This is a genomic window from Paraglaciecola sp., from assembly GCF_039943935.1.
Taxonomy (GTDB): domain Bacteria; phylum Pseudomonadota; class Gammaproteobacteria; order Enterobacterales; family Alteromonadaceae; genus Paraglaciecola.
Map to the genome: position 1 here is coordinate 67968 of NZ_JBDUZQ010000010.1, position 23220 is coordinate 91187.

The 23220-nt window shown below is 38.4% G+C and carries 24 protein-coding genes; 20 read left to right on the top strand and 4 right to left on the bottom strand.

The window, feature by feature from the left end:
* Positions 1 to 50: 50 nt before the first annotated feature.
* From pilM to ABJD71_RS06085, 9 genes are all read left to right on the top strand, one after another.
* On the top strand, positions 51 to 1115 hold the full coding sequence (pilM, locus tag ABJD71_RS06045; RefSeq protein WP_348166087.1) for a type IV pilus assembly protein PilM: 1065 nt from the start codon (positions 51 to 53) through the stop codon (positions 1113 to 1115).
* On the top strand, positions 1103 to 1687 hold the full coding sequence (locus ABJD71_RS06050; protein ID WP_348166090.1) for a PilN domain-containing protein: 585 nt from the start codon (positions 1103 to 1105) through the stop codon (positions 1685 to 1687). The genes pilM and ABJD71_RS06050 overlap by 13 nt, the downstream gene beginning before the upstream one ends.
* Positions 1684 to 2310 carry a type 4a pilus biogenesis protein PilO gene (locus tag ABJD71_RS06055; protein WP_348166093.1) on the top strand — a complete coding sequence of 209 codons (627 nt, stop codon included), beginning with the start codon at positions 1684 to 1686 and terminating at the stop codon, positions 2308 to 2310. The genes ABJD71_RS06050 and ABJD71_RS06055 overlap by 4 nt, the downstream gene beginning before the upstream one ends.
* Positions 2307 to 2840: a pilus assembly protein PilP gene (locus ABJD71_RS06060; protein WP_348166096.1), complete on the top strand. Its 534-nt coding sequence runs from the start codon at positions 2307 to 2309 to the stop codon at positions 2838 to 2840. The genes ABJD71_RS06055 and ABJD71_RS06060 overlap by 4 nt, the downstream gene beginning before the upstream one ends.
* On the top strand, positions 2833 to 4602 hold the full coding sequence (locus tag ABJD71_RS06065) for a type IV pilus secretin PilQ family protein (protein ID WP_348166099.1): 1770 nt from the start codon (positions 2833 to 2835) through the stop codon (positions 4600 to 4602). The genes ABJD71_RS06060 and ABJD71_RS06065 overlap by 8 nt, the downstream gene beginning before the upstream one ends.
* A gap of 225 nt (positions 4603 to 4827) precedes the next feature.
* Complete coding sequence (gene aroK / locus ABJD71_RS06070; protein WP_133470810.1) at positions 4828 to 5343, top strand: shikimate kinase AroK; 516 nt, start codon at positions 4828 to 4830, stop codon at positions 5341 to 5343.
* Between the two features lie 31 nt (positions 5344 to 5374).
* Positions 5375 to 6442, top strand: coding sequence for a 3-dehydroquinate synthase (aroB, locus tag ABJD71_RS06075; RefSeq protein ID WP_348166102.1), 1068 nt, complete (start codon positions 5375 to 5377; stop codon positions 6440 to 6442).
* A 53-nt stretch (positions 6443 to 6495) separates the two neighbouring features.
* Positions 6496 to 8022 (top strand): DamX protein, encoded by a 1527-nt coding sequence (locus ABJD71_RS06080; protein WP_348166105.1) that lies wholly within the window; start codon positions 6496 to 6498, stop codon positions 8020 to 8022.
* A gap of 81 nt (positions 8023 to 8103) precedes the next feature.
* Entirely contained in the window at positions 8104 to 8940 is an 837-nt protein-coding gene (locus ABJD71_RS06085) for a Dam family site-specific DNA-(adenine-N6)-methyltransferase (RefSeq protein WP_348166541.1), read from the top strand.
* Positions 8941 to 8948: 8 nt separating this feature from the next.
* Here ABJD71_RS06085 and ABJD71_RS06090 read toward each other — a convergent pair whose 3' ends face one another.
* Both ABJD71_RS06090 and ABJD71_RS06095 read right to left on the bottom strand, forming a co-directional pair.
* The gene (locus ABJD71_RS06090) at positions 8949 to 9275 is read right to left on the bottom strand and encodes a hypothetical protein (protein ID WP_348166108.1); all 327 of its coding nucleotides are present in this window, start codon (positions 9273 to 9275) and stop codon (positions 8949 to 8951) included.
* Between the two features lie 155 nt (positions 9276 to 9430).
* Entirely contained in the window at positions 9431 to 10075 is a 645-nt protein-coding gene (locus ABJD71_RS06095; RefSeq protein WP_348166111.1) for a TorF family putative porin, read from the bottom strand.
* Positions 10076 to 10384: 309 nt separating this feature from the next.
* Here ABJD71_RS06095 and rpe point away from each other — a divergent pair, with 309 nt between their 5' ends.
* The 8 genes from rpe to ABJD71_RS06135 all read left to right on the top strand — a co-directional run bounded on the left by rpe (position 10385) and on the right by ABJD71_RS06135 (position 18924).
* A complete protein-coding gene (gene rpe, locus ABJD71_RS06100; protein ID WP_348166114.1) occupies positions 10385 to 11062 on the top strand; it encodes a ribulose-phosphate 3-epimerase in 678 nt (225 codons plus the stop codon).
* A gap of 54 nt (positions 11063 to 11116) precedes the next feature.
* Entirely contained in the window at positions 11117 to 12121 is a 1005-nt protein-coding gene (gene trpS / locus ABJD71_RS06105) for a tryptophan--tRNA ligase (RefSeq protein WP_348166117.1), read from the top strand.
* Between the two features lie 6 nt (positions 12122 to 12127).
* Positions 12128 to 12727, top strand: a complete 600-nt coding sequence (locus ABJD71_RS06110; protein ID WP_348166120.1) for an aminodeoxychorismate/anthranilate synthase component II — start codon at positions 12128 to 12130, stop codon at positions 12725 to 12727.
* A 178-nt stretch (positions 12728 to 12905) separates the two neighbouring features.
* The gene (locus tag ABJD71_RS06115; RefSeq protein WP_348166123.1) at positions 12906 to 14069 is read left to right on the top strand and encodes an HDOD domain-containing protein; all 1164 of its coding nucleotides are present in this window, start codon (positions 12906 to 12908) and stop codon (positions 14067 to 14069) included.
* A 278-nt stretch (positions 14070 to 14347) separates the two neighbouring features.
* A complete protein-coding gene (locus ABJD71_RS06120) occupies positions 14348 to 15553 on the top strand; it encodes an aspartate aminotransferase family protein (protein ID WP_348166126.1) in 1206 nt (401 codons plus the stop codon).
* 22 nt (positions 15554 to 15575) lie between these two features.
* The gene (gene astA / locus ABJD71_RS06125; RefSeq protein WP_348166129.1) at positions 15576 to 16610 is read left to right on the top strand and encodes an arginine N-succinyltransferase; all 1035 of its coding nucleotides are present in this window, start codon (positions 15576 to 15578) and stop codon (positions 16608 to 16610) included.
* Entirely contained in the window at positions 16607 to 18079 is a 1473-nt protein-coding gene (gene astD, locus ABJD71_RS06130; protein WP_348166544.1) for a succinylglutamate-semialdehyde dehydrogenase, read from the top strand. Before astA ends, astD begins: the two co-directional genes overlap by 4 nt.
* Before the next feature lie 23 nt (positions 18080 to 18102).
* Positions 18103 to 18924, top strand: coding sequence for a DUF1338 domain-containing protein (locus tag ABJD71_RS06135; protein WP_348166132.1), 822 nt, complete (start codon positions 18103 to 18105; stop codon positions 18922 to 18924).
* A 33-nt stretch (positions 18925 to 18957) separates the two neighbouring features.
* Here ABJD71_RS06135 and erpA read toward each other — a convergent pair whose 3' ends face one another.
* Positions 18958 to 19302 carry an iron-sulfur cluster insertion protein ErpA gene (gene erpA / locus ABJD71_RS06140; RefSeq protein WP_348166135.1) on the bottom strand — a complete coding sequence of 115 codons (345 nt, stop codon included), beginning with the start codon at positions 19300 to 19302 and terminating at the stop codon, positions 18958 to 18960.
* A gap of 74 nt (positions 19303 to 19376) precedes the next feature.
* Positions 19377 to 20075, bottom strand: a complete 699-nt coding sequence (locus ABJD71_RS06145) for a DUF6776 family protein (protein ID WP_348166138.1) — start codon at positions 20073 to 20075, stop codon at positions 19377 to 19379.
* A 125-nt stretch (positions 20076 to 20200) separates the two neighbouring features.
* On the opposite strand from ABJD71_RS06145, the gene ABJD71_RS06150 reads away from it, so the two are divergent.
* The 3 genes from ABJD71_RS06150 to ABJD71_RS06160 are packed head-to-tail and all read left to right on the top strand — an operon-like array spanning position 20201 to position 22548.
* Positions 20201 to 21877, top strand: coding sequence for a chloride channel protein (locus ABJD71_RS06150; RefSeq protein WP_348166141.1), 1677 nt, complete (start codon positions 20201 to 20203; stop codon positions 21875 to 21877).
* A gap of 22 nt (positions 21878 to 21899) precedes the next feature.
* Positions 21900 to 22328, top strand: coding sequence for a CopD family protein (locus tag ABJD71_RS06155; RefSeq protein ID WP_348166144.1), 429 nt, complete (start codon positions 21900 to 21902; stop codon positions 22326 to 22328).
* Positions 22329 to 22365: 37 nt separating this feature from the next.
* On the top strand, positions 22366 to 22548 hold the full coding sequence (locus ABJD71_RS06160) for a hypothetical protein (RefSeq protein WP_348166147.1): 183 nt from the start codon (positions 22366 to 22368) through the stop codon (positions 22546 to 22548).
* The last annotated feature ends 672 nt before the right edge of the window (positions 22549 to 23220 follow it).

Here is a 23220-nt window from a genome sequence, read left to right on the forward strand (position 1 = left end):
CGTAATAATGCTTGCGTGAAATTCTTATTCTTCAATCGGGTGTAGAACAATTGAAAAAATTATTCGGTCCTAAAACACAACAAATGGTTGGTCTTGATATCGGTACTCGCTATATTAAAGCGATTGTTTTAGAGAAATCAGCGAACCAATACAAGTTACAAGCATTTGCATGTGAGCCTATTTCGGGCAACGCTTTCGCGGAACGTGAAATCAAAGATTTCGAAGCCGTTAGTCAAGCTCTTAAACGTGTGAAACTCGCACTTAAGAGTAAGAATAAATTGGTGGCTATCGCTGTGGCAGGTTCAACAGTACTTAATAAAGTAGTGCATATGGCGCCAGGCCAGACTGATCTAGAACTTGAAAGTCAAATAGAACTCGAAGCAGATAGCCTTATTCCTTATCCGTTAGATGAAGTTTATATCGATTTCGAAGAAATTAGTGAAAGTGAAACCAGTAACAACAAAGTGGAAGTGCTACTAAGCGCAGTGCATAAAGACATTGTAGACCGACGTATCATACTTTTAGGTGAAGAAGGTTATGAAGCCAAAATTGTAGATATTGAAAGTTATGCTTTAGGGGCTGCCGTTTCTGAGTTTAGTAATAGCGACCCAGATGACTTAACGTATTGCCTTAATATTGGGGCTAGTCACTTACAGTTTTGCGTGGTAAAAAATGGACAAGCTATTTATACCAAAGATCATAACTACGGTATGGATGCACTAATCCAAGACTTATCAATGTTGTATTCACAAGACAGAGTTCAAATTGAACAACAGCTAACAGACAACACCTTACCTGAAACATGGAAGCAAGATGCCTACCCAATGTTTTTAGCAAACTTGCAACAAAATATTAATCGCATCATTCAAGTTTACATGAGTACCACAAACTCTCCTCGACCTACAGACTTGATTATTTGTGGTGGGGGGTGTCACCTAGACACTTTACCTGAAGATTTATCTGCTGACTTAAGCATAAACGTCACCATGTTTAACCCATTTTTAACTATGAGCAGCAATGAAAAAATCAACCAAGCAGATTTACAACATGCAGCTCCCCAGCTACTTATAGCTTTGGGATTAGCAAGTAGGAGTTTTCAACCATGGCACATATAAACTTATTGCCCTGGCGTGAAAGTCGCAGGGCAGAAGACAAAAAAAATTACCTAACGTTGTTAGCTATATTAGCATTGAGTGCGGTAGGTTTAATGTTTGCAGTTGGGTATTTGGTAGACAATATGATTTCCAATCAAACCTATCGTAATAATTTTATTGAAGAACAGACTGTCTTACTAGATCAACAAATAGCTAAAATTAAAAATATTCAAAAAGACAAACAAGCGATAGAACAAAGAATGGCGCTAATAGAACAACTAGAATCCAGTAGAAATGCGGTGCCTATTGTCTTAGACGAGCTAGTTCGCTTGGTTCCACCTGGTTTGTCATTCCGAAGTTTTTCTAGACGAGGCAATCGCATGGAAATTTTAGGGATCAGCGAATCAAATAATCGTTTAGCCGACTTTATGCGTCAACTAGAAGACTCAGCTATATTTAGCAGCGGTGAAATATCCTCAATAAAAGCTGATACATCGGCTTTAGAAGCAGTGAGTGATTTTAAACTTACATTTACCATTAACCCCAAGGTCGCCCCAGATTTTTCTGCGACTAATGAAGGGGACAAAAAATGAAATTTGATTTTAATAAATTAAAAGAAATTAACGACTTAGATTTTGAGCAAGTAGCTGTCTGGCCATTTGAAGTAAAGACTGTTGTTGTTTTATTTGTCATTACACTTTCTTTAGTAGGCGGGTATTATGGTTTAGTTAAGTCAAAGTTACCTTTACTTGAAGCGGCCCAAAATAAAGAAGCTGATTTGAAACTAACTTTTCAAGCTAAATATAGAATAGCCGTTAATTTAAAAGCTTATGAAGAACAATTAGCAGACTTACAAAATGACTTTTCATCTATGTTGAAATCGTTACCTACCAGTAACGAAACACCAGGTCTATTAGATGACATTACACTAGTTGGTACTTCAGCGGGGTTAACGTTTAGATTACTTAATTGGCAGAGAGAAATTCCAAAGGAATTTTACTCTGAACTGCCCATCGAAATGGAAGTAACAGGTGGATATCACGATTTTGGTCAGTTTGCATCTGAAATAGCCGGGCTACCTAGGATTGTAACTGTTCATGATTTTGAAGTGACGCAAGAAGCAAACACCCTTAAGTTACAAGTACAAGCAAAAACCTACAGGGCCGCTATAGATAATGAAACCTCTACCTCAGTCTCAAAAGGAGGGGCAAAATGAAAGCGTTAAAAGTAGTTGTTGCCATAGCAGTGTTAAGTGGTTGCGAGGCTAAAATTGATGATTTACAAACGTTTGTAGCTGAAGTAAAAACGAATACATCGGTGAACATAGAGCCTTACCCAGAATTTGAAAGTAAACCTACGTTTGTTTACTCTGCAAAAACCCTAAGAAGTCCGTTTCAACGTCCTCGAAATACTGGAGTTACCGTAAAAGTGACAACTCAACCAAATTGTGATCAACCTGATTTCAATAGAACCAAGCAACCATTACAAGGATTTGGTATCGATGCACTGTCAGTAACCGGTGTTTTTGAATCAAATGGAAAACAATGGGCGTTAATTCAAGCAAATACTGGTAGTTTATTTAAAGCAACTATTGGCGATTACCTTGGTTTATTTTTTGGAAAAATAAACTCAATTAAAAATGGCACAGTTTCATATACAGAAATGCTACCTGATGGCGCTGGATGTTGGCAGAAAAAACAAGCCACACTCACCATGACTTCGAAGGCTGGAGAAAATAATGTCTAATCACGTAAATCATAATAAAAAACACCATAATACAAATTCAACGTGGTTATATTTGCTACTTGCGTTTGTAGTACTCCTTTTAACATCCAAGGCTAACAGCCAAGAAACAGATGTAACTTTGGTTGACTTAACCCCTCAACCCAAAAGTGTGTTTGTATCTGAACTACTAGATGTAGAATTTAAACGCCTCGATGGTGGTGGAGCTCAAGCGAAGTTGCAATTTAGTAACGATGAATTTCAATTGCAACTAAGCAAAATGGAAGATCGTCTAAGATTGGTATTACTTGGTACTAACTTAGGCTCAGAACAAATGTTCAAAATGGATGTAACTGATTTTGCGACGCCAGTAAAAATGATCGAAACCTTTCAAGATGACGAACAAAGCCGAGTAGAGTTTTACACCAACGATAAAGTGACTTTCCGCCATCAAAAATCATCAAGTAGCCTTATCATAGAAATAGAAAAGCGCGCAGCAGACGCGCCAACAGAACAGCAACAAACAGACTTTAAAGGTGAGCCTATCTCCCTTGATTTTCAAGATGTACCAGTAAGACAAGTATTGCAAATTATTGCGCAAGTTAATGGTTTCAACTTAGTGACCACAGACACAGTAAGTGGCAACGTAACTATAAGCCTGTCAGGCGTGCCTTGGGACCAGGCACTAGATATGATCTTAAAAATTAAAGGCTTAGATAAACGTCTTGAAGGCAACATTCTATTAATTGCCCCAACTGAAGAGTTAACTGCTCGAGAAACTCAACAACTGCAGTCTAAACAACAGGTTGCTGAATTAGCTCCACTTGTATCTACAAATGTGCAAATTAATTATGCAAAAGCGAATGACTTAGCTGAAATTCTGAAAGGTACTGAAAACAGTATTCTGACTCCTAGAGGCAGTGTTGCTGTTGATGAACGCACAAATACTTTGTTACTCCGTGATACCCAGCTATCTATTGATGAAGCTGTAGCACTAGTTAAAGCTCTAGACATACCTATTAAACAAGTTTTAATTGAATCACGCATGGTAACAGTGAGAGACAATGCGAGTGAGGCATTAGGCGTACAATGGGGGGTAAGTAATACTTTTAATGACGGAGCTGTGTCTGGAAGCCTTACAGGAGCTGACGCCATATCAAGTGGTTCTGCCTCAACGGTATCTGACAGACTGAATGTCGCTTTACCTGTGGCTAATCCAGCCGGTAGCATTGGAATTCAAATCGCCCGTTTACTTGACGGTACAATTATTGATTTAGAATTGTCTGCACTTGAGTCAGAAAACAAGGGAGAAGTCATAGCCAGTCCTCGTATTACCGTTGCTAATCAACATGAAGCATATATTGAACAAGGTACAGAAATTCCCTATGTTGAAGCGACTTCAAGTGGAGCGACTTCGGTTGAATTTAAAAAAGCAGTATTAAGCTTAAAAGTCACGCCTCATATCACACCGGATGATCGTATAATTTTAGACTTAGTTGTAACACAAGATACACGTGGTGATACCGTGACTACTTCAACTGGCGATGCTGTTGCAATAGACACCCAAGAAATTAGTACACAGGTTTTAGTGGCAAATGGAGAAACCATAGTACTAGGGGGTATTTTCCAGCAAAGCAGTACTAATGATATAAGCAAAGTTCCTTTACTCGGTGACTTACCTCTTGTGGGAGGTTTGTTTAGAAACACTTCCGAGGTTTTAGAAAAAAGAGAGCTACTAATCTTTGTGACACCTAAGATTGTAACTGAACAGTTAGGAGCAAACTAACCTTAAGACTCAAGCTTGAACAACACAAAAAACCGCTTAATACCCCAATTAAGCGGTTTTTTGTTGTATAAATGTAGGTTTCGTTTTACAAAGCTTGCAAAATTCACGATAAAACTGAGATAATCGCGAACTCGAAATTTAGACGAGGTCTGGTTAATCCATAAAAGGGTAGCCGCACAATACTTTTCTACCCCTTAAATAAACTAAGTTGTGATATAAGCAAAAATGGCCGAAAAACGTAATATATTCCTAATTGGTCCGATGGGTGCAGGTAAAAGCACTATCGGAAGACACCTAGCAGATGAACTTCATTTAGAATTCTTTGACTCAGATCAAGAGATCGAAAAACGCGCGGGCGCAGATATAGCCTGGATTTTCGATATTGAAGGGGAAGACGGATTCCGCTTACGTGAAGAAAACGTTATTAATGATTTAACTGACAAGCAAGGGATTGTCTTAGCAACTGGCGGCGGATCTATCGTTACTAAAAACGTACGCAATCGTTTATCTGCTCGTGGCATAGTCGTATACCTTCAAACTACAATTGACAAGCAAGTTGCTAGAACTCAAAGAGACAAGCGACGTCCACTACTACAAAAAGACGACCCTGAAACAGTATTACGTAATTTAGCTGAAGAACGTAATCCACTGTATGAAGATGCTGCAGATTATATCGTTGAAACGGACGACCAAAGTGCAAGAGCTGTCGCAAATCAAATTATTGATAAAATCGGTCTTTAATTCATATCATATTTAAAATAGGGCAGTCACTATGGCAACACTAACAGTTGAGTTGGGAGAGCGTAGCTACCCTATTTTAATTCAGGCACAGTTACTCGAAACACCAGAAGTTCTTACCTCACACCTAAAAACTAATAGAGTTGTTGTGGTGACAAATGATGTTGTTGAACCTATCTATTATGCTCAACTTGAGTCGGCCTTGATTGGGTACGATGTCAGTAAAATAGTACTTTCTGATGGTGAACAACATAAAAACCTCAAAAGTTTCGAGCTAGTTATCACGCAACTTCTTGAGATGTCAGCGGCTCGTGATACTACGCTGATAGCATTGGGTGGTGGTGTAGTAGGCGATTTGACGGGATTTGTTGCCGCAAGCTTTCAAAGGGGTATGCCGTTTATACAAATACCCACGACCTTATTATCGCAAGTCGACTCCTCAGTAGGAGGCAAAACCGCAGTTAATCACCCTCTTGGTAAAAATATGATTGGGGCTTTCTATCAGCCCAAAGCCGTTTTAATTGACACAAATAGTCTCAGTACTTTGCCAGCTAGAGAGTTTGCAGCTGGAATGGCAGAAGTCATAAAGTATGGTGTAATTTACGACTATGAGTTTTTTGTTTGGTTAGAACAAAATCAAATCGCAATTAAGCAACAAGAACAAAGCGCCTTACAGTATATGATTGCGCGCTGCTGTGAAATTAAAGCCGAGATAGTTGCAATTGATGAGAGAGAGTCAGGCCTAAGAGCAATTCTAAATTTGGGCCATACTTTTGGCCATGCAATTGAGGCTGAGCAGGGCTACGGCAACTGGCTACACGGCGAAGCTGTAGCAGCAGGCATTGTTCTTGCTACTGCTGTTGCAGTTGATATGAATTGGCTTAAAGCGTCAGAATTTAGACGCGTAGAGTTATTGCTTCAAGCTTTTGATTTACCTATAACCGCACCAGACACTATGTCCTATAACGATTTTGTTAAACATATGCGTCATGATAAAAAAGTACAAGCAGGTGAATTATTTTTTGTTATTCCAGAAAATATTGGTAAAGCAGTGGTTACCAACAAGGTAAGCGAAGATACTTTAAGGTCAATTCTTTCGTAATTTAACACCCATTTCAGCTTTGTCATGGGTAAGTAAACCCAGGCAAGAAAGATATGGCAACCACAGAACTCAGTGACCGTTTAGATTATTTAATTAGTTACTCCTCCCAGTTGGTATTTGTTTGTACAGATAAAGTCAAACAACAATCCCGTGTAGTAGAAAGCTTCTTAAGCCAGCAAGATGGTCAAACCGATGTAGCCCTTATTAACGCAGATCCCCTGACTCCCCTTGCCAGTTACCGAGAAAAAATTTTTAAGCAATTACTTGCCAATACGCCTAATGTTGACTTTCACCGTCCATTAAATCAATTATTAGCGCCGTTAAATAATAAGAATGGCACTGTACTTATTAGTATTTTTCAAGCCGAACAACTTCCTAATAAACTAGTTAAAGAAATCTGGGAATTAGTATTACAAAGTCGATTTGCAAACAATAAACAACATCTAAACGTATTGTTAATGGGTGAATCAAGCTGGGCTGAAAAGATGAAATTAGGCTTAGCTTCTCGCTCTAAAGATAAACCAATCATACTGACAAGTAGCGTCGCCCCTTCAGCCACGGCGAGTGCCCTAGGTAAAGATAATTATGAGTCTCTTGAAGATACCGATCTAGAGGCCTTACTTCAGCATAATCGTCAAAAATTTGCAGAACGAATAAAAAATAGAAACCAAACTACTTATGTTCACACACCTTTACTAAAAAAATGGTGGATGATTACTCTACTTACCCTAATTTTCTTACTCACCTTTGCGGGCATTTTAAGTTGGCAGTATTCTGACAACATCCTTAAATGGGTGTCAGATTACAAAACAACTAAAGATGTCATTGAAATGTCAGCACCACCTATAGAAATCAAAGAATTGAGTCAAATAAGTGACGAAACGATAACTACAACAGCTCAATCCAACGAACAATTGCCAAAGTTATCAATACAGCATGATTTAAATACTTTATTGATAACTGATTGGCAAACAGCCGTTGACAAAATTGAAGGGAAGGTAGAACAGTTAACTGAATCAACATCAGACACACAATCATCAGATAGCAGTGATGTAAACACAACAGAACTTAAAATTGAAAAATCGACAGAGCTACCTTTACCTACTATATCTGCGCCCCAGAAATTGGTTATAACGAGTATTGAAACCTCAACACCTGCTACAGCATCTATTGACCAAGACTATGCAGTACCAGATATCACATCAGAGCCTAAAAACACTCAAGAAATAGTAGATACACTCGGGCCTGAGCCCAAAGCAGCACAACCTCAATACTTAAATAATCTTCGAGATGTATTGGCATTGCCAGACCCTAACTTTGTCATTCAAATTGCTGCCATGACAAGTTTCAATACATTGATGGAATACATCAAGGATGGAAGTTTAGAATCTGAAGTATGGATATATCCAACCTACCGAAATGAAGTGAGATGGTTTGTGCTTATTAACAGCCAAAGCTTCCCCTCAATTGAAGCAGCAAACTTACATATGCAGAGTTTACCTGCGGCAATGCTTAAAAATAGTCCTTTTGTGAAACGAGTAATGCAAATTAAACAAGAAATCACCGCACAAGTTGATTAAGCTAATTGTTGTTTTCACCATAGGCCGTTACAATTCGGCCTGATAAAATTAGTATTTCAGTTTGGTAGAGCATTGGCTGTAATAAAAGACAAAAAAAATAGAGCTTTTTTAAAATGGGCCGGTGGAAAATATAAGTTAATTGAAGACTTAAAAACCAAGCTACCTGATGGAAACAAATTAATTGAGCCTTTTGTAGGCGCTGGATCTGTATTTTTAAATACTCAGTATCCGCGCTATCTCCTTAATGACATTAACCCAGATCTCATTAACCTATATAATATTGTTAAAAAGCAAGCCGATAATTACGTTAAAGATAGTATTGAGTTATTTACAGCAGTGAATAATGCTGAGCAACGTTATTACGAAATCAGGCAAGAGTTTAATCAGTCCAACGACTTATATGAAAGAGCAGTATTCTTTTTATATTTAAATAGGCACGGCTATAACGGCTTATGCCGTTATAACAATAGTGGAAAGTTTAATGTTCCTTTTGGCCGTTATAAAGCCCCCTACTACCCTGAAAAAGAAATTCACTTTTTTGCTGAAAAATCTCAACAAGCAATATTCACCTGCACCTCTTTCGAGAAGGTATTTGCAAAAGCCCGTCAAGGTGCGATTATTTATTGTGACCCGCCTTATGCACCGATTAGTAAAACGGCCATGTTCAATAGTTACGCAAAGGGAGGCTTTACTTTAGATAATCAAAGAAAGCTCGCTGATTTAGCAAAACGAGCAAATGAAACTCGAAACATCCCCGTTTTAGTTAGCAATCATGACACCGAATTTACTAGAGACATATATCAAGGTGCGGATATCACAAAACTGCAGGTTAGTCGCTTTATTAGTCAAAATGGCAATAAAAGGCTGAAAGTAGCAGAATTATTGGCATTATACTCAAAGAATAACAGCAAGACTTAACTAATGTACTAGTGATGAGACCCTTTATCTGAAGAGTCTGGAGTGCGGGACAGTAGCTCTAATAAATCGATAAAGTGAAATTGATAAGAGCTAGAGTGACCAGTGAACCAAGAAGACCAACTAATACTTTGAGATTCTTGAGCAGCACAACGGTTTATAGGGTGACTCAAAGGCAAAGAGTTTTGAAAAGTAACACTTTTAGGGCAATCCGCAAAACTGAGTTGTTGATAATTAGAAAGGTTTAGAGAACCAAACACAGCAATTACCATGACCCCAATGAAAGCAGTACTTCGGATAGTAGATGTGGTAGATAAAAACCTTAGCTTCTTTGTCATAACCTTATCTGCACTGAAACAATTTGTTGCATTATACTAGCGTACAAAAAACCATCACACCCCATTTACCTTAGCAACTAGTTAATTCGTCGTGCAATTTATATAAGATATAAAAAAGGCGCTTAATAGCGCCTTTATAAAAACAAAATTATGTATTAAAGATCAAATGACTTACTCAAAGAGAAGTACATTGCTTCATCGTCGTCAAGATCTGAACCACTAACGATAACTCCCACACCTACATCAAATCCACCGATTTCTGTGCCGTATGCTAGCTCGAAGTACTCACCTTCAAAGTCTTTGCCCCAAGAACCGATAGTGCCTGAGAAACTGCCAAATTCTAAGCTTAAGCCAATAAAGCTATAATCAGACTCTGGATTAGACTCATCTCCATCGATACCATCCCAAGTACCCACACTATACTCAAAGCTGAACATATCGTAGCCAGCACTTAGATTAATTTCGTTATAGGCACTATCAAAATCACCAGTATATTGATAAGAAGTTACACCTGCACCAAGGGCAATGCCACTATCAAACTCAAAGCCATAACCAGCATAGAAATCAACTTCAAGCCCTTCTGCTACATCAGCAGCCCATGTACCTACATAAAAACCGCCATTTTCATAATCTAAACCAGCGCTGGTTGAACCCGCACCCGTTTGTTGAATTCCGCGGAAATGATACTCTGATACATATCCTATATTAGCGCTTAAGCTACCTTCAGCTGATGCGACTTGACTAAAACTTGATGCAGCTAAAAGGGTGGCAGTGATTGCAGTTAATTTAAACATTTTCATGTATTGTGTTACTCCGATTATTAAAATTTTACTATTTTTATCATATTATTTTTATTATTCGCTTTCAGAAAGCAAATCCAATGCCTATTAAAAAACGTACAATAATTGCGCTAGAGAAACAATCTATCCAATTGTTTTAATTAAAATTTTTTTAACAAAACATGAAATAAATTAACGCTTTTAATTTCATTTTAATATGAATTTGCGCACCAAAAAAAAACACTACGCTCAGTTTTGGTGCAAAATTATAAGCTTTCATCCCTATTCAGGTTTCGATAAAATACTGATTCACTTATATTCGAGACGATCATGAACAAACAACCTTATCTCATTGCGCCTTCTATCTTATCTGCAGATTTTACTCGGTTAGGTGAGGAAGTTGAAAACGTACTTGCCGCTGGTGCTGATGTAGTTCATTTTGATGTAATGGACAACCACTATGTACCCAACTTAACCATTGGGCCATTAGTATGTGATGCGTTGAGAAAGAAAGGGCTAACGGCTGATATTGACGTTCATCTTATGGTGCAACCAGTAGATGATATGATAAAGCAATTTGCAGATGCAGGGGCCAGTTACATTAGCTTTCACCCTGAAGCTTCACAACATGTGGATAGAAGCTTACAACTAATTATTGATTTAGGATGTAAGCCTGGCCTTGTGTTTAACCCGGCGACACCATTAACACACCTAGATCATGTCATGCATAAACTACATCATATATTATTAATGTCTGTAAACCCGGGATTTGGTGGTCAAAGCTTTATTCCTGAATCTCTTGATAAACTGCGTAAAACACGAAATTTAATAGATAGTTCTGGTTATGATATTCGATTAGAAATTGACGGGGGCGTAAAAGTCGATAATATTCGCGCCATTGCAGAAGCCGGTGCTGATATGTTTGTAGCAGGATCAGCGATTTTCGGTCAAGCAGATTACCACGATGTAATCAATAAAATGCGTTCGGAGCTTTCTTTAGTTAACTAGATACTCCTCATAACCAAACAATCAACTAACATTTTAAAGATAATAGAAGCATATATGACCAAACCAATTGTACTTAGTGGCTGCCAACCTTCAGGCCAACTCACCCTAGGAAACTATATGGGCGCACTGCGTCAATGGGTGAATATGCAAGACAACCACGACTGCCTTTATATGCTAGTTGATTTACATGCTATTACTGTAAGGCAAGACCCTAAAGCACTTCATCAAGCGTGTTTAGATGGCTTAGCTCTTTACATAGCTTGTGGTTTAAATCCAGATAAAAGCACGATTTTTATGCAGTCTCATGTTCCTGAGCATACTCAACTGGGCTGGATAATGAACTGTTATACGCAAATGGGTGAGTTGAATCGTATGACACAGTTCAAAGACAAATCAGCCAAAAACGTTTCTAACATCAACTCTGGCTTATATACATACCCAGCATTGATGGCAGCGGATATACTACTGTATCAAGCCAACCAAGTTCCGGTGGGCGATGATCAAAAACAACACTTAGAATTGACCCGTGATATTGCGACACGCTTTAATAATTTATACGGTGCTACTTTTACAATACCAGAGCCTTACATTCCTGAATTTGGTGCTCGAGTAATGAGTCTACAAGAACCCACTAAAAAGATGTCTAAGTCTGACGACAACGTAAACAACTTTGTAGGCCTATTAGAAGATCCTAAAAAGATTACCAAAAAAATTAAACGTGCAGTGACAGACTCTGATGATCAAGCTCGCATTTATTTCGATGTCAAAGAAAAGCCAGGCGTATCTAACTTATTAAGCCTATTGTCATGCGCCACTGGAGCCTCTGTAGAAAAGCTAGTGCCAGAATACGAAGATAAAATGTATGGACACTTAAAAGCCGATGTGGCGGATGCTGTAGTTGCGCTCATTGAACCTATGCAAGAAAAATTTCATGCTTTACGTTCTGACCAAGCTGAATTAGACAGAATAATGAAGAATGGTGCAGATAAAGCCAGTGAAAGAGCAGCTAAAACCCTTGCTAAGGCATACGAAGCTATTGGATTTATAAAGCGACCTTAATTTTACATGCTTTTGTTAATTGATAATTATGACTCTTTTACCCATAACTTGGCTCGCTATTTTGTAGAGTTGGGCCAAGACGTTAACATCATACGAAATGACCAAATTAGCTGCGAAGGTATTGCAACATTAGCTCCCAAATATTTGGTTTTTTCACCGGGTCCATGTACTCCAAATGAAGCCGGCATCACACTTGAAGCCATTAAGCAATTCGCAGGTAAGTTACCCATCTTAGGTGTGTGCTTAGGCCACCAAGCTATTGGACAAGTATTTGGAGCTAAAGTTGTGAAAGCAAATAAAGTTATCCATGGCAAAACTGACAATGTATTCCATACGTCATCACACTTGTTTCAAGGTATAAAAAAGCCTTTTAAGGCCACACGTTACCATTCGCTTTTACTTCAACCACATACTGTCCCAAAAGAGTTCGACATAACAGCATGGAGTGGTGGTGAAGAATTTAACAATAACGGTAAAACAGAAATTATGGCGATCGAGCATCGCACACTTCCTATTTTTGGTGTGCAATTTCACCCTGAATCTCTATTAACGGAGTTTGGACACGAATTACTTAATAATTTTCTAGAATCTATTAATGAGCCATAAATATTAAGTTTACTCCAAATTTCTCTGATAAATTAATTTTGAGGGGAGTTAACGAAGAGTTTGTATTATTTTCATCCTAAGTTAATATAAATTAGACAATAAAAATGGCATTAGTTTGTCACTCATATTGTTATGATTTTGTATAATACCTAAACTATTAATAAGAATACTTGCATTAATGAACCAACCTCTACCTATCAATACCCTCATTGCCACTCGTTTTAGCGACCTATTCTTAGACCTAAAGCAAACTCAGCAAAATTTATTAAGGGAGGTTGAACCTTTATTAAGTAAAGTAGAAATAGAACAAAGTAAAACTAAACGTTCTCTGTTAAGAGTTGAAAGACAAGCTATCCAAGAAAAAGACTTGAATACAAAATCCGAACAAAGTTTTGTTAGTTCTATTAATGATCAAATTAACGAAGAAGTAGAAAAACAATTGGCCGACAGTATCAAAGATACTGACTACCTTTATAACAAGATTCTAGGCTTCGATGACGCTATTGTGGCCTTATTAGATCAAGCAGGGTTAAAAGCGGCGACAATTTCTAAAATTGAGCCTTTAGCATGCGACGTTACATGGCTTTATAATGATCTAATAAAAATGACGAACCAAGCTAAATATAGAAGAGTTGATAGCAAAGGAAAAGTTGTAGTAGTTGAGAATATAAGAGCCGCTATAAGCTTTTTTGGCATTGAGAATCTTATTATGATCGTCACGAGCTTGGCTTTTAAGCGTGCGTTACCACAAATTACAGATCCGTATCCAACAATAAAAATTAGGATCTGGGAAGAAGCTATGGCGACGGCGTTAGCCTCAAAAAAATTGGCTCAGGCAGCGGGCATAGATCCAAACCACGCATTTTGTTTAGGCATGTTTCAGCAACTAGGAAAAATAGTTATTACTAAGTTGTACTTCAGAATATTTGATAGCGTTCAAATTCAAGCCTTAAAAGAGACCGAAAGTGCCCGTCAACATGAAGAACATTCTGCACTTTTGAAGTTAACGCCTTCAGGAGAGTTTCTTAACATGTTGAATGCGCGCTATGCGTTTAAAACAAGCTCTCAACTTATCAATCGAATGGAGTTTAAACGTGTAATGATTAATAACGCGATGGATGAATTAGCCAAAAATACAAAAACGGCTGATGCGTCTCCTTTGACTGGAGTGTTAAGGCAAGGCTATGGATATGCTCAATATCGAATATTAAAAAGCCATAAATTAATTGATTTACAACAGTCAAAAGACTTCATAAGAACATTAAATATGCCTAAAGGATCACTTGAAGTACTCAAAACAACTGACCTACGTTCATTAAATTTAACTTTGAGTTCAGAATAATTTTTACGCATACTAATGCAAATTCATTCATTTCCTGCTTTGCAACTACCTCACTGCTAACGTGCCACTTTCTTTGGTATAAAGAATGTTAACCATCTCAATCAAATTAATAGTTATTCACAATTCGTGAAAAATTAGCGAAAACCCTTTAACAATACTAAGTTACGTTAAATTTCAGTACAGACACAGGGTAATCTATCTGCCATAATATTTTTCTTTTTTGGACAAAGTCATTACAAATATCGTTTCTGTAAGACTTATATATTTAAGGCAATATTATGAATGTAACCCGTGATTTATTTGATGACGTAATGGTCCCTAATTACAACCCAGCAGCAATTATACCGGTTAAAGGATTGGGTTCTCGATTGTGGGATCAAGCGGGTACTGAGTTTATTGATTTTGCAGGTGGTATTGCCGTAAATGTATTAGGTCATTGTCACCCTGAATTAGTTAAAACACTTCAAGAGCAAAGCGAAAGAGTATGGCATTTAAGTAATGTGCTAACTAATGAGCCAGCACTGAGACTAGCCAAAAAACTTACTCAGGCCACATTTGCAGAAAAAGTTTATTTTGCCAACTCAGGGGCAGAAGCAAATGAAGCTGCACTTAAACTAGCACGTCGCTATGCTGTTGATAAGTTTGGTGCTGAAAAAAATCAAATCATCGCTTTTAACCAAGGCTTCCACGGGCGTACTTTCTTTACAGTTACAGTAGGCGGACAAGCTGCTTACTCTGATGGCTTTGGCCCTAAACCAAGTGCCATAGACCATATTGATTACAATGACCTAAGTGCGCTTGAAACATTAATTTCAGATAAAACTTGTGCTGTGATGATGGAGCCCATTCAAGGGGAAGGTGGCGTTGTAAGCCCTGAGACTGAATTTGTAAAAGGCGTTAGAGCACTTTGCGATAAACACAACGCACTACTCATTTTTGATGAAGTTCAATCAGGTATGGGCCGTACTGGTGATTTATATGCTTACATGGGACTAGATGTGGTTCCAGATATTTTAACCACCGCAAAATCGTTAGGCGGTGGGTTTCCCATTGCAGCCATGTTAACGACCACGAGTATTGCTGAACATCTAAAAATTGGCACACACGGCAGTACTTATGGAGGCAACCCTTTAGGCTGCGCAGTTGCAGAAAAAGTGCTCGATATAGTAAATACTTCAGAAGTGCTAGAAGGTGTTAAACACAAAGAAACACTATTCCGCACTGGGTTAGAAAAAATAAACACGCAATATCAATGCTTTAGTGACATAAGAGGGAAAGGTTTATTACTAGGTGCGGTACTAAATGAGCAGTATGCAGGTCGTTCTAGAGACTTTTTAGTTGCAGCAGCTGCTGAAAATCTAATGTGTTTAGTGGCAGGTGCCAATGTCGTAAGATTTGCCCCTTCGCTCGTTATTTCAGATGAAGATATTCTTGAAGGTTTATCTCGTTTTGAGCTTGCAATTTCAAAAGTAGTATCGAGCTAAAAATAAACACAAGGAAGAAAGTATGAAAGTTATTCGCCCCATTCAACAGAGCGACTACTCATCTTTACATGCCATAGCTCAAGAATCAGGTGTGGGTTTTACGTCTTTACCCGTAAATGAAGCGTTACTAACCAGCAAGATCGACAAATCAGTTGAATCATTTAACAAAACCGTCGCCCAGCCGGGTGACGAGAGTTATTTATTTGTGATGCAAGATACCGAAACACAAGAAGTTGTAGGCACTAGCGGCATTGCTTCAAGTGTGGGCTTAGATGATGCTTTTTATCATTATCATTTGAGCAAAGTTGTACATGCTTCTCGTGAGTTAAAAATATATAACACAGTAGATATTCTTACCTTATGTAATGACTACACGGGTGTATCTGAAATATGCACCCTGTTTCTTCGACAGAGTGCTCGTGAAAATTTAAACGGCCGTTTGTTATCAAAGTTTAGATTTTTATTTATGATGGAACACCAAGAAAGATTTGCTGAAACTATAATTGCAGAGATGCGAGGTATTAATGATGATTCTGGCCAGTCACCTTTTTGGCAGTGGCTAGAAGAGCATTTTTTTTCTATGGACTTTCCAACAGTAGACTATCTAACAGGGATTGGACAAAAACAGTTTATTGCGGAGTTAATGCCTAAATACCCTATATATGTCAGCTTACTAAGCAAAGAAGCCCAAGCTGTTATCGGGAAAGTTCACGAAAAAACCAAGCCCGCATTACAATTGCTTGAGCAAGAAGGGTTCAGTAGCAGAGGGTACGTAGATATCTTTGATGCAGGACCAACTGTAGAAGCCAACCTCAAACATATCCGAACAGCACAAGCTAGTCGAAAGATGCCAGTTAAAATTCAGACCTCACTACCTGACTCAGAACGCCACTACTTTGCTATCAATACAAGTATTTCAGGCTTTAGAGGCATATGTACTAAGCTTGAAATTGACAAACAATCAAATAGCGCACTAATTGACCAACAATCGGCTGACGCCTTGGGTCTTAAAGATGGTGATGACATGCGCTTTGCCCCCACTCATTTCAGGACATAATCATGAGCACTCATTTTATTAATGGCGTCTGGCACTTAGGTAACGGACATCAGATTCAATCTATCGATCCTGCAAAAAAGCAGACTATCTGGGAAGCAAATTCAGCAGACCAAAATCAAGTAGATGCCGCGATTAAAGCTGCCAGAGAAGCATTTGTATCTTGGAGTAATTCCCCCTTTGAAACTCGCTTAGGGTATGTCAAAAAATTTGCAACCTTACTCGCAGACAACAAAACACAGCTAGCACTGACTATTTCTCAAGAAACAGGTAAACCTTTATGGGAAACAGCAACAGAAGTTGCAGCTATGATTGGAAAAATCGGCTTATCAGAAAAAGCCTACCATGACAGAACTGGTACAGTTGAAAACCCCATGCCTTTAGGCAAGGCATTCATCCGTCACAAACCCCATGGCGTGGTAGCGGTTTTTGGCCCTTATAATTTCCCTGGTCACCTACCTAATGGGCATATAGTCCCTGCACTACTCGCAGGTAATACTTTAGTTTTTAAACCATCTGACCTAACTCCTTTAGTAGCAGCAAAAACCTTGCAGTTATGGGAACAAGCAGGATTGCCAGCGGGTGTGTTAAACATGGTTCAAGGAGAAGTAGAAACCGGTAAAGCCCTAGCATCTCATCCAGGTTTAGATGGACTGTTTTTCACCGGTAGTTCTCGTACTGGTAAGATATTACATGAACAATTTGCAGGGCACCCAGGCAAAATATTAGCCTTAGAAATGGGCGGCAACAACCCGTTAATTGTCAAAGACGTAGCTGATATTAATGCTGCCGTTCACGACATTATTCAGTCTGCTTTTGTTACATCTGGACAGCGCTGCACCTGTGCAAGACGTTTATTCATTGAGCAGGGGCCTGCAGGTGATCTGCTTTTACAAAAGCTTACGGAAGCGACTAAAAATATTAAGGTTGGTGATTACGACGCTGATGAGCAGCCGTTTATGGGCGCTATGATTTCAAAGCAAGCAGCGAACCTAATGGTTAATGCACAACAACAACTTACCGAGTTAGGTGCAAGGACATTGGTACCATTAATCCATCAAGACACTGAGTCTGGTTTTGTCACACCAGGCATTATTGATGTAACAGACATAATCTCTGCACTCCCAGATGAAGAACACTTTGGACCTCTATTAAAAGTCATACGCTATGACACTTTCGACAATGCTATTGCAGAAGCCAACAATACAAGTTTTGGTTTATCGGCAGGCTTGTTAGCGGATAATGAAGATGACTATCAGTATTTTTATCAGCGTATTCGTGCCGGCATTGTTAACTGGAATAGGCCAATCACTGGAGCCAGTGGTGCAGCTCCTTTTGGTGGAATAGGCGATAGCGGTAACCATAGAGCAAGTGCTTATTATGCTGCTGATTACTGTGCTTACCCAGTAGCCTCAGTTGAGCTTGAAAAAGTCACGTTACCGGGAACACTTAATCCTGGATTAAATATTTAGCTTTTACAAAGGAAGGATTTTTTATGACAAACGAAATCAATACCCTTTTTGCGAAGTTATGGCAAAGTTATGTAGCGATTACGCCTTCAGCTTTCAAAATTCATAAGTTACTTGAAGAGTACGAGGCTCAAGAAACACATCAGGTATCGAGCTTAGTAAACGATCATATTGCACTACGTACATTTAATGCAGATAAGGTTAACTTAGATAAATTAGCCCAGCATTTTTTAGACTTAGGATACACAGAGCAAGGTCAATACAACTTTGAACAAAAAAAGCTACGAGCGAAGCACTTTGAGCACCCTGATACTAAGCAACCTAAAGTATTTATTAGTGAGTTGCTGATTGAAGAGATGCCTCAACAAGTGCAAAGCATCATTAACAAAATGCTATCAGCAGTAGCAGATGATGCTTGGCAACAAGATGACTTTTTATATTCTGGGAAACACTGGCACCTGTCATTACAAGAATATGAAACCTTAGTGGCTCACTCAGAATATGCTGCTTGGATGTCAGTTTGGGGGTATTGTGCTAATCACTTCACTGTTAGCTTGAACCATATGCAAAGTATTCATGAGTTAGCTGCTGTTAATAACAGATTGAAACAAGCTGGATTTACCTTAAATACCTCTGGTGGCGAAATAAAAGGCGGGCCTGAAGTGTTACTGGCGCAGTCTTCCACCATGGCAGATAAGGTTGAAGTTGAGTTTACAGATGCGAAAAAAGTAGTACCGAGTTGTTTCTACGAGTTTGCTCAACGGTATCCAATGAGCAATGGTGAGTTATATCAAGGTTTTGTCGCTGCGTCGGCTGACAAAATATTTGAAAGTACTCATTCCAACTAATTCGTCAGCACAAATATCATTAAGCTAATTTGGTTAAACAGTAAATGATGCACCACAACCACAGGTTGTGGTGGCATTGGGGTTGTTAACCAAAAATCTAGACCCTTCTAAACCTTCAGTGTAATCCACCTCTCCGCCTACTAAGTATTGCAGACTCATTGGGTCTACAACCAAAGTCACTTCATTTTTGTCTATTGTCGTATCGCCGTCGTTTACCTTTTCATCAAAAGTAAACCCATACTGAAAGCCCGAACAGCCACCACCAGTAACGTATACACGTAATTTTAGGTTTGGATTCTCTTCTTCCTCAACTAAATTTCTTACTTTTTTAGCAGCAGCATCTGAAAATTCAATAGGTAAAGCGGTTTGCACGGTCATAACAAAAATCTCAATTAAACAATAAGGACTCACTAATTAATATAGATTATCCAGTACCCGACTAAATTGGTCAACTATTCCCGAGTAGATAACCAATCGAATGTGGTGGTTAGCTCGCCTTTTTTACGTTTAAATTGATAAATCGAGGCATGAACAGTTACTTTTTCTGGCTGGAATCCATCTGGCAAGGTGATCTCACCATTAAGTAATTGAAAGTACTTAAAGCTAAAACTCAAAGACTGCCGCTCAGGTAAGAATTGTTTAAGAAGGTATGTTTTGGGTTGACCCTTTTCACTGCCAACTAAAGTAATATTTAAAGCTCCTTTAAGGGTATTCTTTGTTTTTTCATGCTGTACGAGCGCTAACTCAAATCGATAAGAATTTTCACTTAATGTTGGCTCAGCATAAAAGCCTTCTATAAAGAACCCCTCCTTTTTAAGCTCAGGGGCCATGACTTGTTGATAAAACTCCAAAGTGGATTTTAACTTTTTTTCTCGGTCTAATATTGTTTCAATTTCACTTTTATGACGCAGCTGAGCCAACTCAGCGACTTCAAGCTTGACACCCAACACATTTAAATCTTGGGTTAGCTTAAGGTTTTCAGTAGTTAAGTTTTGAATACTCTGCTCGTGAGTAGAAATCAACGAGGCTTGTCTACTTTGATTAGCGCCACCTAATTTAAAGCCCAAATACAAAGCCACACCAATGATTACAACAAAAAAAGCATATAGCCGAAATGCTCCAAACTGTTTTTTATACTCGGATAGAGTCAAGATATTTTCTCGGGGATTTTTAAGTCATCATAATTATATACTAACACCCTGAAAATTAGTTTTAAATACAATAGCTTGTGATAAGCTGTGGAGAACTAAACAATTAATATACTTTCTTTTTGTTTATGAACCTTAATGCCTTTAGAAAAGAACTCGCCAAACCGAATACTTCTATTCAATTGTGTCTAATAGGCATTATAGGGGGCGTCTGCGCGGCTTCTTTAATTATACTATTTCGACTAACAGTAGATTGGTTGCAAACCAAGTTTTTAGTAGAAACGAATCAATATGGTGAATTAGACCCAATTGCCCGGCTGGCACTACCAATAGTTGGAGCCCTATGCATTATATTCATTGCCTACGTTACAGGCTTTAAGCACTACCGAATGGGGATCCCATTTGTTATTCACAGAATTAAACATTTTTTTGGGCGTATCCCCTTTCGTACCACGGTTAATCAGTTCTTGGGGGGAGCAGTTGCGTTAGCAAGCGGCTTTTCTGTTGGTCGAGAAGGCCCTTCCGTTCACCTTGGAGCTTTTGGTAGTAGTTTTTTTGGGCAATGGCTAAAGTTACCAAATAATAGTATTAGGATTTTATCGGGATGTGGTATTGCTGCCGGTATATCAGCGTCTTTTAACACACCTTTTGCAGCGGTTATTTTTGTTATGGAGGTCGTACTAAGAGAATACAGAATCCATATATTTATACCTGTTATGCTAGCAGCTGCTTGTGGCAGTGTCATGACCAGAGCCGTGTTTGGCGAAGCACAAGAGCTGTCGTTTATACAGTTTCAAGATTTCAGCCAATGGGTATATCTGTATCTAATTTTATTTGGCATAGTGCTTGGCTTTGTGGCCACATTATTTAATAACTCTCTAATGATCATTATGCAGCGTTCAAACCGCCTAACTATGGTTTATCGACTCATTATTGCTAGTGTAATCACAGGGATTATCGGGGTTATATTGCCCGACTCGCTTGGCGCTCATTTTCACTCTGCTCATGAATTCATTGCTGAGAATGACAGTATGAAAATATTAATTGCAGTATTATGCGCAAAGTTTTTTCTAACTATCGTTGCCATTGGATTAGGGGTACCTGGCGGCGTAATGGGGCCTGTATTTGTAATAGGCATGATAAGTGGAGCAATACTCGCAGCTCCGCTTGGCTTATTTGTTGATAACTCAAACGAACTACAAGGAAGTTTTTCTTTACTAGGTATGGCTGGATTAATGGCAGCAGTTGTGCACGCTCCATTAGCCGCGCTTTCAGCAGTAATGGAATTATCTTATAGTCCACAATTGATCCTTCCTGCTATCCTAGTGATAGTGCCTGCGTATGTTACCTCCACACAGTTTTTAGGTAATAGTTCTATTTTCATTCGCCAATTAGAATTTCAAAAATTACCTTATACCTTATCTTCTGTTTTAGGCGAGTTACAAAAGACAGGAGTATTGTCAGTAATGGAAGATGACTACAAGGTGGTATCTGATGAAATTGGTAATGTAGTTAATTTATTAGATACCTCAGAAAACTCTACAGTGGTGCGTAAATTTCAGCTAGAAGACGCAGTGCAGTATTCCATTGTAGGTTATGACCAAGAGCCAGATTGTGACACTAGACGGATTACCTTTACCGAGATGAAAGGTGTAAAGTCTCAAGCCACCTTAGCTGAAGTATATGGAATATTGTCAACTAAACGAGAAGGAGCTGTATACATATATGCGGGTACCCCGGATGACATCATTGGGGTGATTAGTTGGAATACGTTAAGAGACAATTTACATCAAGCTAGCTTTTGACTAGCCGTAATGCGAGTAAAATATGACACTGCTATATATAAAAGCTTTTCACTTGTTTTTTATGGTTGCATGGATGGCCGGTATTTTTTATCTACCTAGATTATTCATATATCATGCTTCAACGAGTAATCAGGCTGTAAAAGACCAATTTAAAGTGATGGAAAGACGACTATGGTTTTTTATCACACCTTTTGCCTTGTTAACCTTAATATTAGGTATATGGTTGATCTCCCTATACGGTGCTCAGTGGTTTACAGCCGCACATTGGTTACATATAAAATTAGCATTAGTGTCAATACTGTATGCTTACCATATTTACTTGTTTTTCCTAATGAGAGCATTTGCTAAGGATCAAAATAAGCACTCTCCAAAGTTTTATAGGTTTTTGAATGAATCACCTGTATTAATTGTTCTCGCTATTATTGGGTTGGCAGTAGTCAAGTATGTGTAATAAGATGATGGTTAATTTTTAAACTAAGTGAAATGACATGGATTTCAATCAAAATAAACTTAAAGAGTTGATGGGGCGAGCAGATGACGCTTTCGAGGCTTATAAAAATGATACTGCCTCAAAAGAATATGCTAAAGATTATGAATCAGCTAAAAAAGAATTAGACCTTTACCTATTTGAAGTTCGGTCTGTTCTGTCGCAGTCAAATAAGACCCGTTAGAGAAGGCTGGTATTGCTTTAACTAAAAATTAGCCTGTTACCTCTAAAAACGCTTTTAAGAGCCAAGTTCATGTCAGATATATTAGCCATATAATACTCTCGATATTTTAGCTAAGAATGTGAAGCGTGTTGGCTTAGTAACTACTCCCAATCGCACAGTAAAAACAATGACATTTCTTAAAAAATCATTACGAAAAGCATCTAGTCGATGTCAAAAATTGAAATAGACTTGAAGTTAAAAAGGATAAAATGGTAAATGTTCAAGATATTCTCTTTTATCATTGTGTAAGCATCGCGTACTGCAATTTTTAGTCGCCGTCATTTGCCCATTTACCTCAAGACATCGTTTGTAGCTTAACTTTATTCGCACGAATTCTTGATATGTTTTCAAAAATGTTAACCAAACAGATTGCAATTGCAGTTCAAGAAACAACGGGCATTACAGGTGCAGACACAAGGATGACAGGCTAACATATGTATAAGACAAAGTGAGACGCACAAAACAAAACTCTTCGATGATTACATAAGTCATGATAGGCTCAACAGGTTTATCCGACACTACAAGAAATGGGTCCTTAAGACTCAAAAAGAAAGTAACTTCTCGATTAAACATTAACAATAATAAATTCACCCTGACTCTATAAGCGGTGCAAGTTTTAAATAAGAGGAAATC

Coding starts and splice junctions, on each gene's coding strand:
- ABJD71_RS06055 (WP_348166093.1), top strand. CDS start 1,684: ATGAAATTTGATTTTAATAAATTAAAAGAAATTAACGACTTAGATTTT.
- ABJD71_RS06090 (WP_348166108.1), bottom strand. CDS start 9,275: ATGACAAAGAAGCTAAGGTTTTTATCTACCACATCTACTATCCGAAGT.
- ABJD71_RS06120 (WP_348166126.1), top strand. CDS start 14,348: ATGAATGTAACCCGTGATTTATTTGATGACGTAATGGTCCCTAATTAC.
- aroB (WP_348166102.1), top strand. CDS start 5,375: ATGGCAACACTAACAGTTGAGTTGGGAGAGCGTAGCTACCCTATTTTA.
- ABJD71_RS06150 (WP_348166141.1), top strand. CDS start 20,201: ATGAACCTTAATGCCTTTAGAAAAGAACTCGCCAAACCGAATACTTCT.
- ABJD71_RS06110 (WP_348166120.1), top strand. CDS start 12,128: ATGCTTTTGTTAATTGATAATTATGACTCTTTTACCCATAACTTGGCT.
- ABJD71_RS06155 (WP_348166144.1), top strand. CDS start 21,900: ATGACACTGCTATATATAAAAGCTTTTCACTTGTTTTTTATGGTTGCA.
- ABJD71_RS06135 (WP_348166132.1), top strand. CDS start 18,103: ATGACAAACGAAATCAATACCCTTTTTGCGAAGTTATGGCAAAGTTAT.
- ABJD71_RS06080 (WP_348166105.1), top strand. CDS start 6,496: ATGGCAACCACAGAACTCAGTGACCGTTTAGATTATTTAATTAGTTAC.
- trpS (WP_348166117.1), top strand. CDS start 11,117: ATGACCAAACCAATTGTACTTAGTGGCTGCCAACCTTCAGGCCAACTC.
- ABJD71_RS06115 (WP_348166123.1), top strand. CDS start 12,906: ATGAACCAACCTCTACCTATCAATACCCTCATTGCCACTCGTTTTAGC.
- ABJD71_RS06065 (WP_348166099.1), top strand. CDS start 2,833: ATGTCTAATCACGTAAATCATAATAAAAAACACCATAATACAAATTCA.
- aroK (WP_133470810.1), top strand. CDS start 4,828: ATGGCCGAAAAACGTAATATATTCCTAATTGGTCCGATGGGTGCAGGT.
- rpe (WP_348166114.1), top strand. CDS start 10,385: ATGAACAAACAACCTTATCTCATTGCGCCTTCTATCTTATCTGCAGAT.
- astA (WP_348166129.1), top strand. CDS start 15,576: ATGAAAGTTATTCGCCCCATTCAACAGAGCGACTACTCATCTTTACAT.
- ABJD71_RS06095 (WP_348166111.1), bottom strand. CDS start 10,075: ATGAAAATGTTTAAATTAACTGCAATCACTGCCACCCTTTTAGCTGCA.
- ABJD71_RS06050 (WP_348166090.1), top strand. CDS start 1,103: ATGGCACATATAAACTTATTGCCCTGGCGTGAAAGTCGCAGGGCAGAA.
- ABJD71_RS06160 (WP_348166147.1), top strand. CDS start 22,366: ATGGATTTCAATCAAAATAAACTTAAAGAGTTGATGGGGCGAGCAGAT.
- erpA (WP_348166135.1), bottom strand. CDS start 19,302: ATGACCGTGCAAACCGCTTTACCTATTGAATTTTCAGATGCTGCTGCT.
- ABJD71_RS06060 (WP_348166096.1), top strand. CDS start 2,307: ATGAAAGCGTTAAAAGTAGTTGTTGCCATAGCAGTGTTAAGTGGTTGC.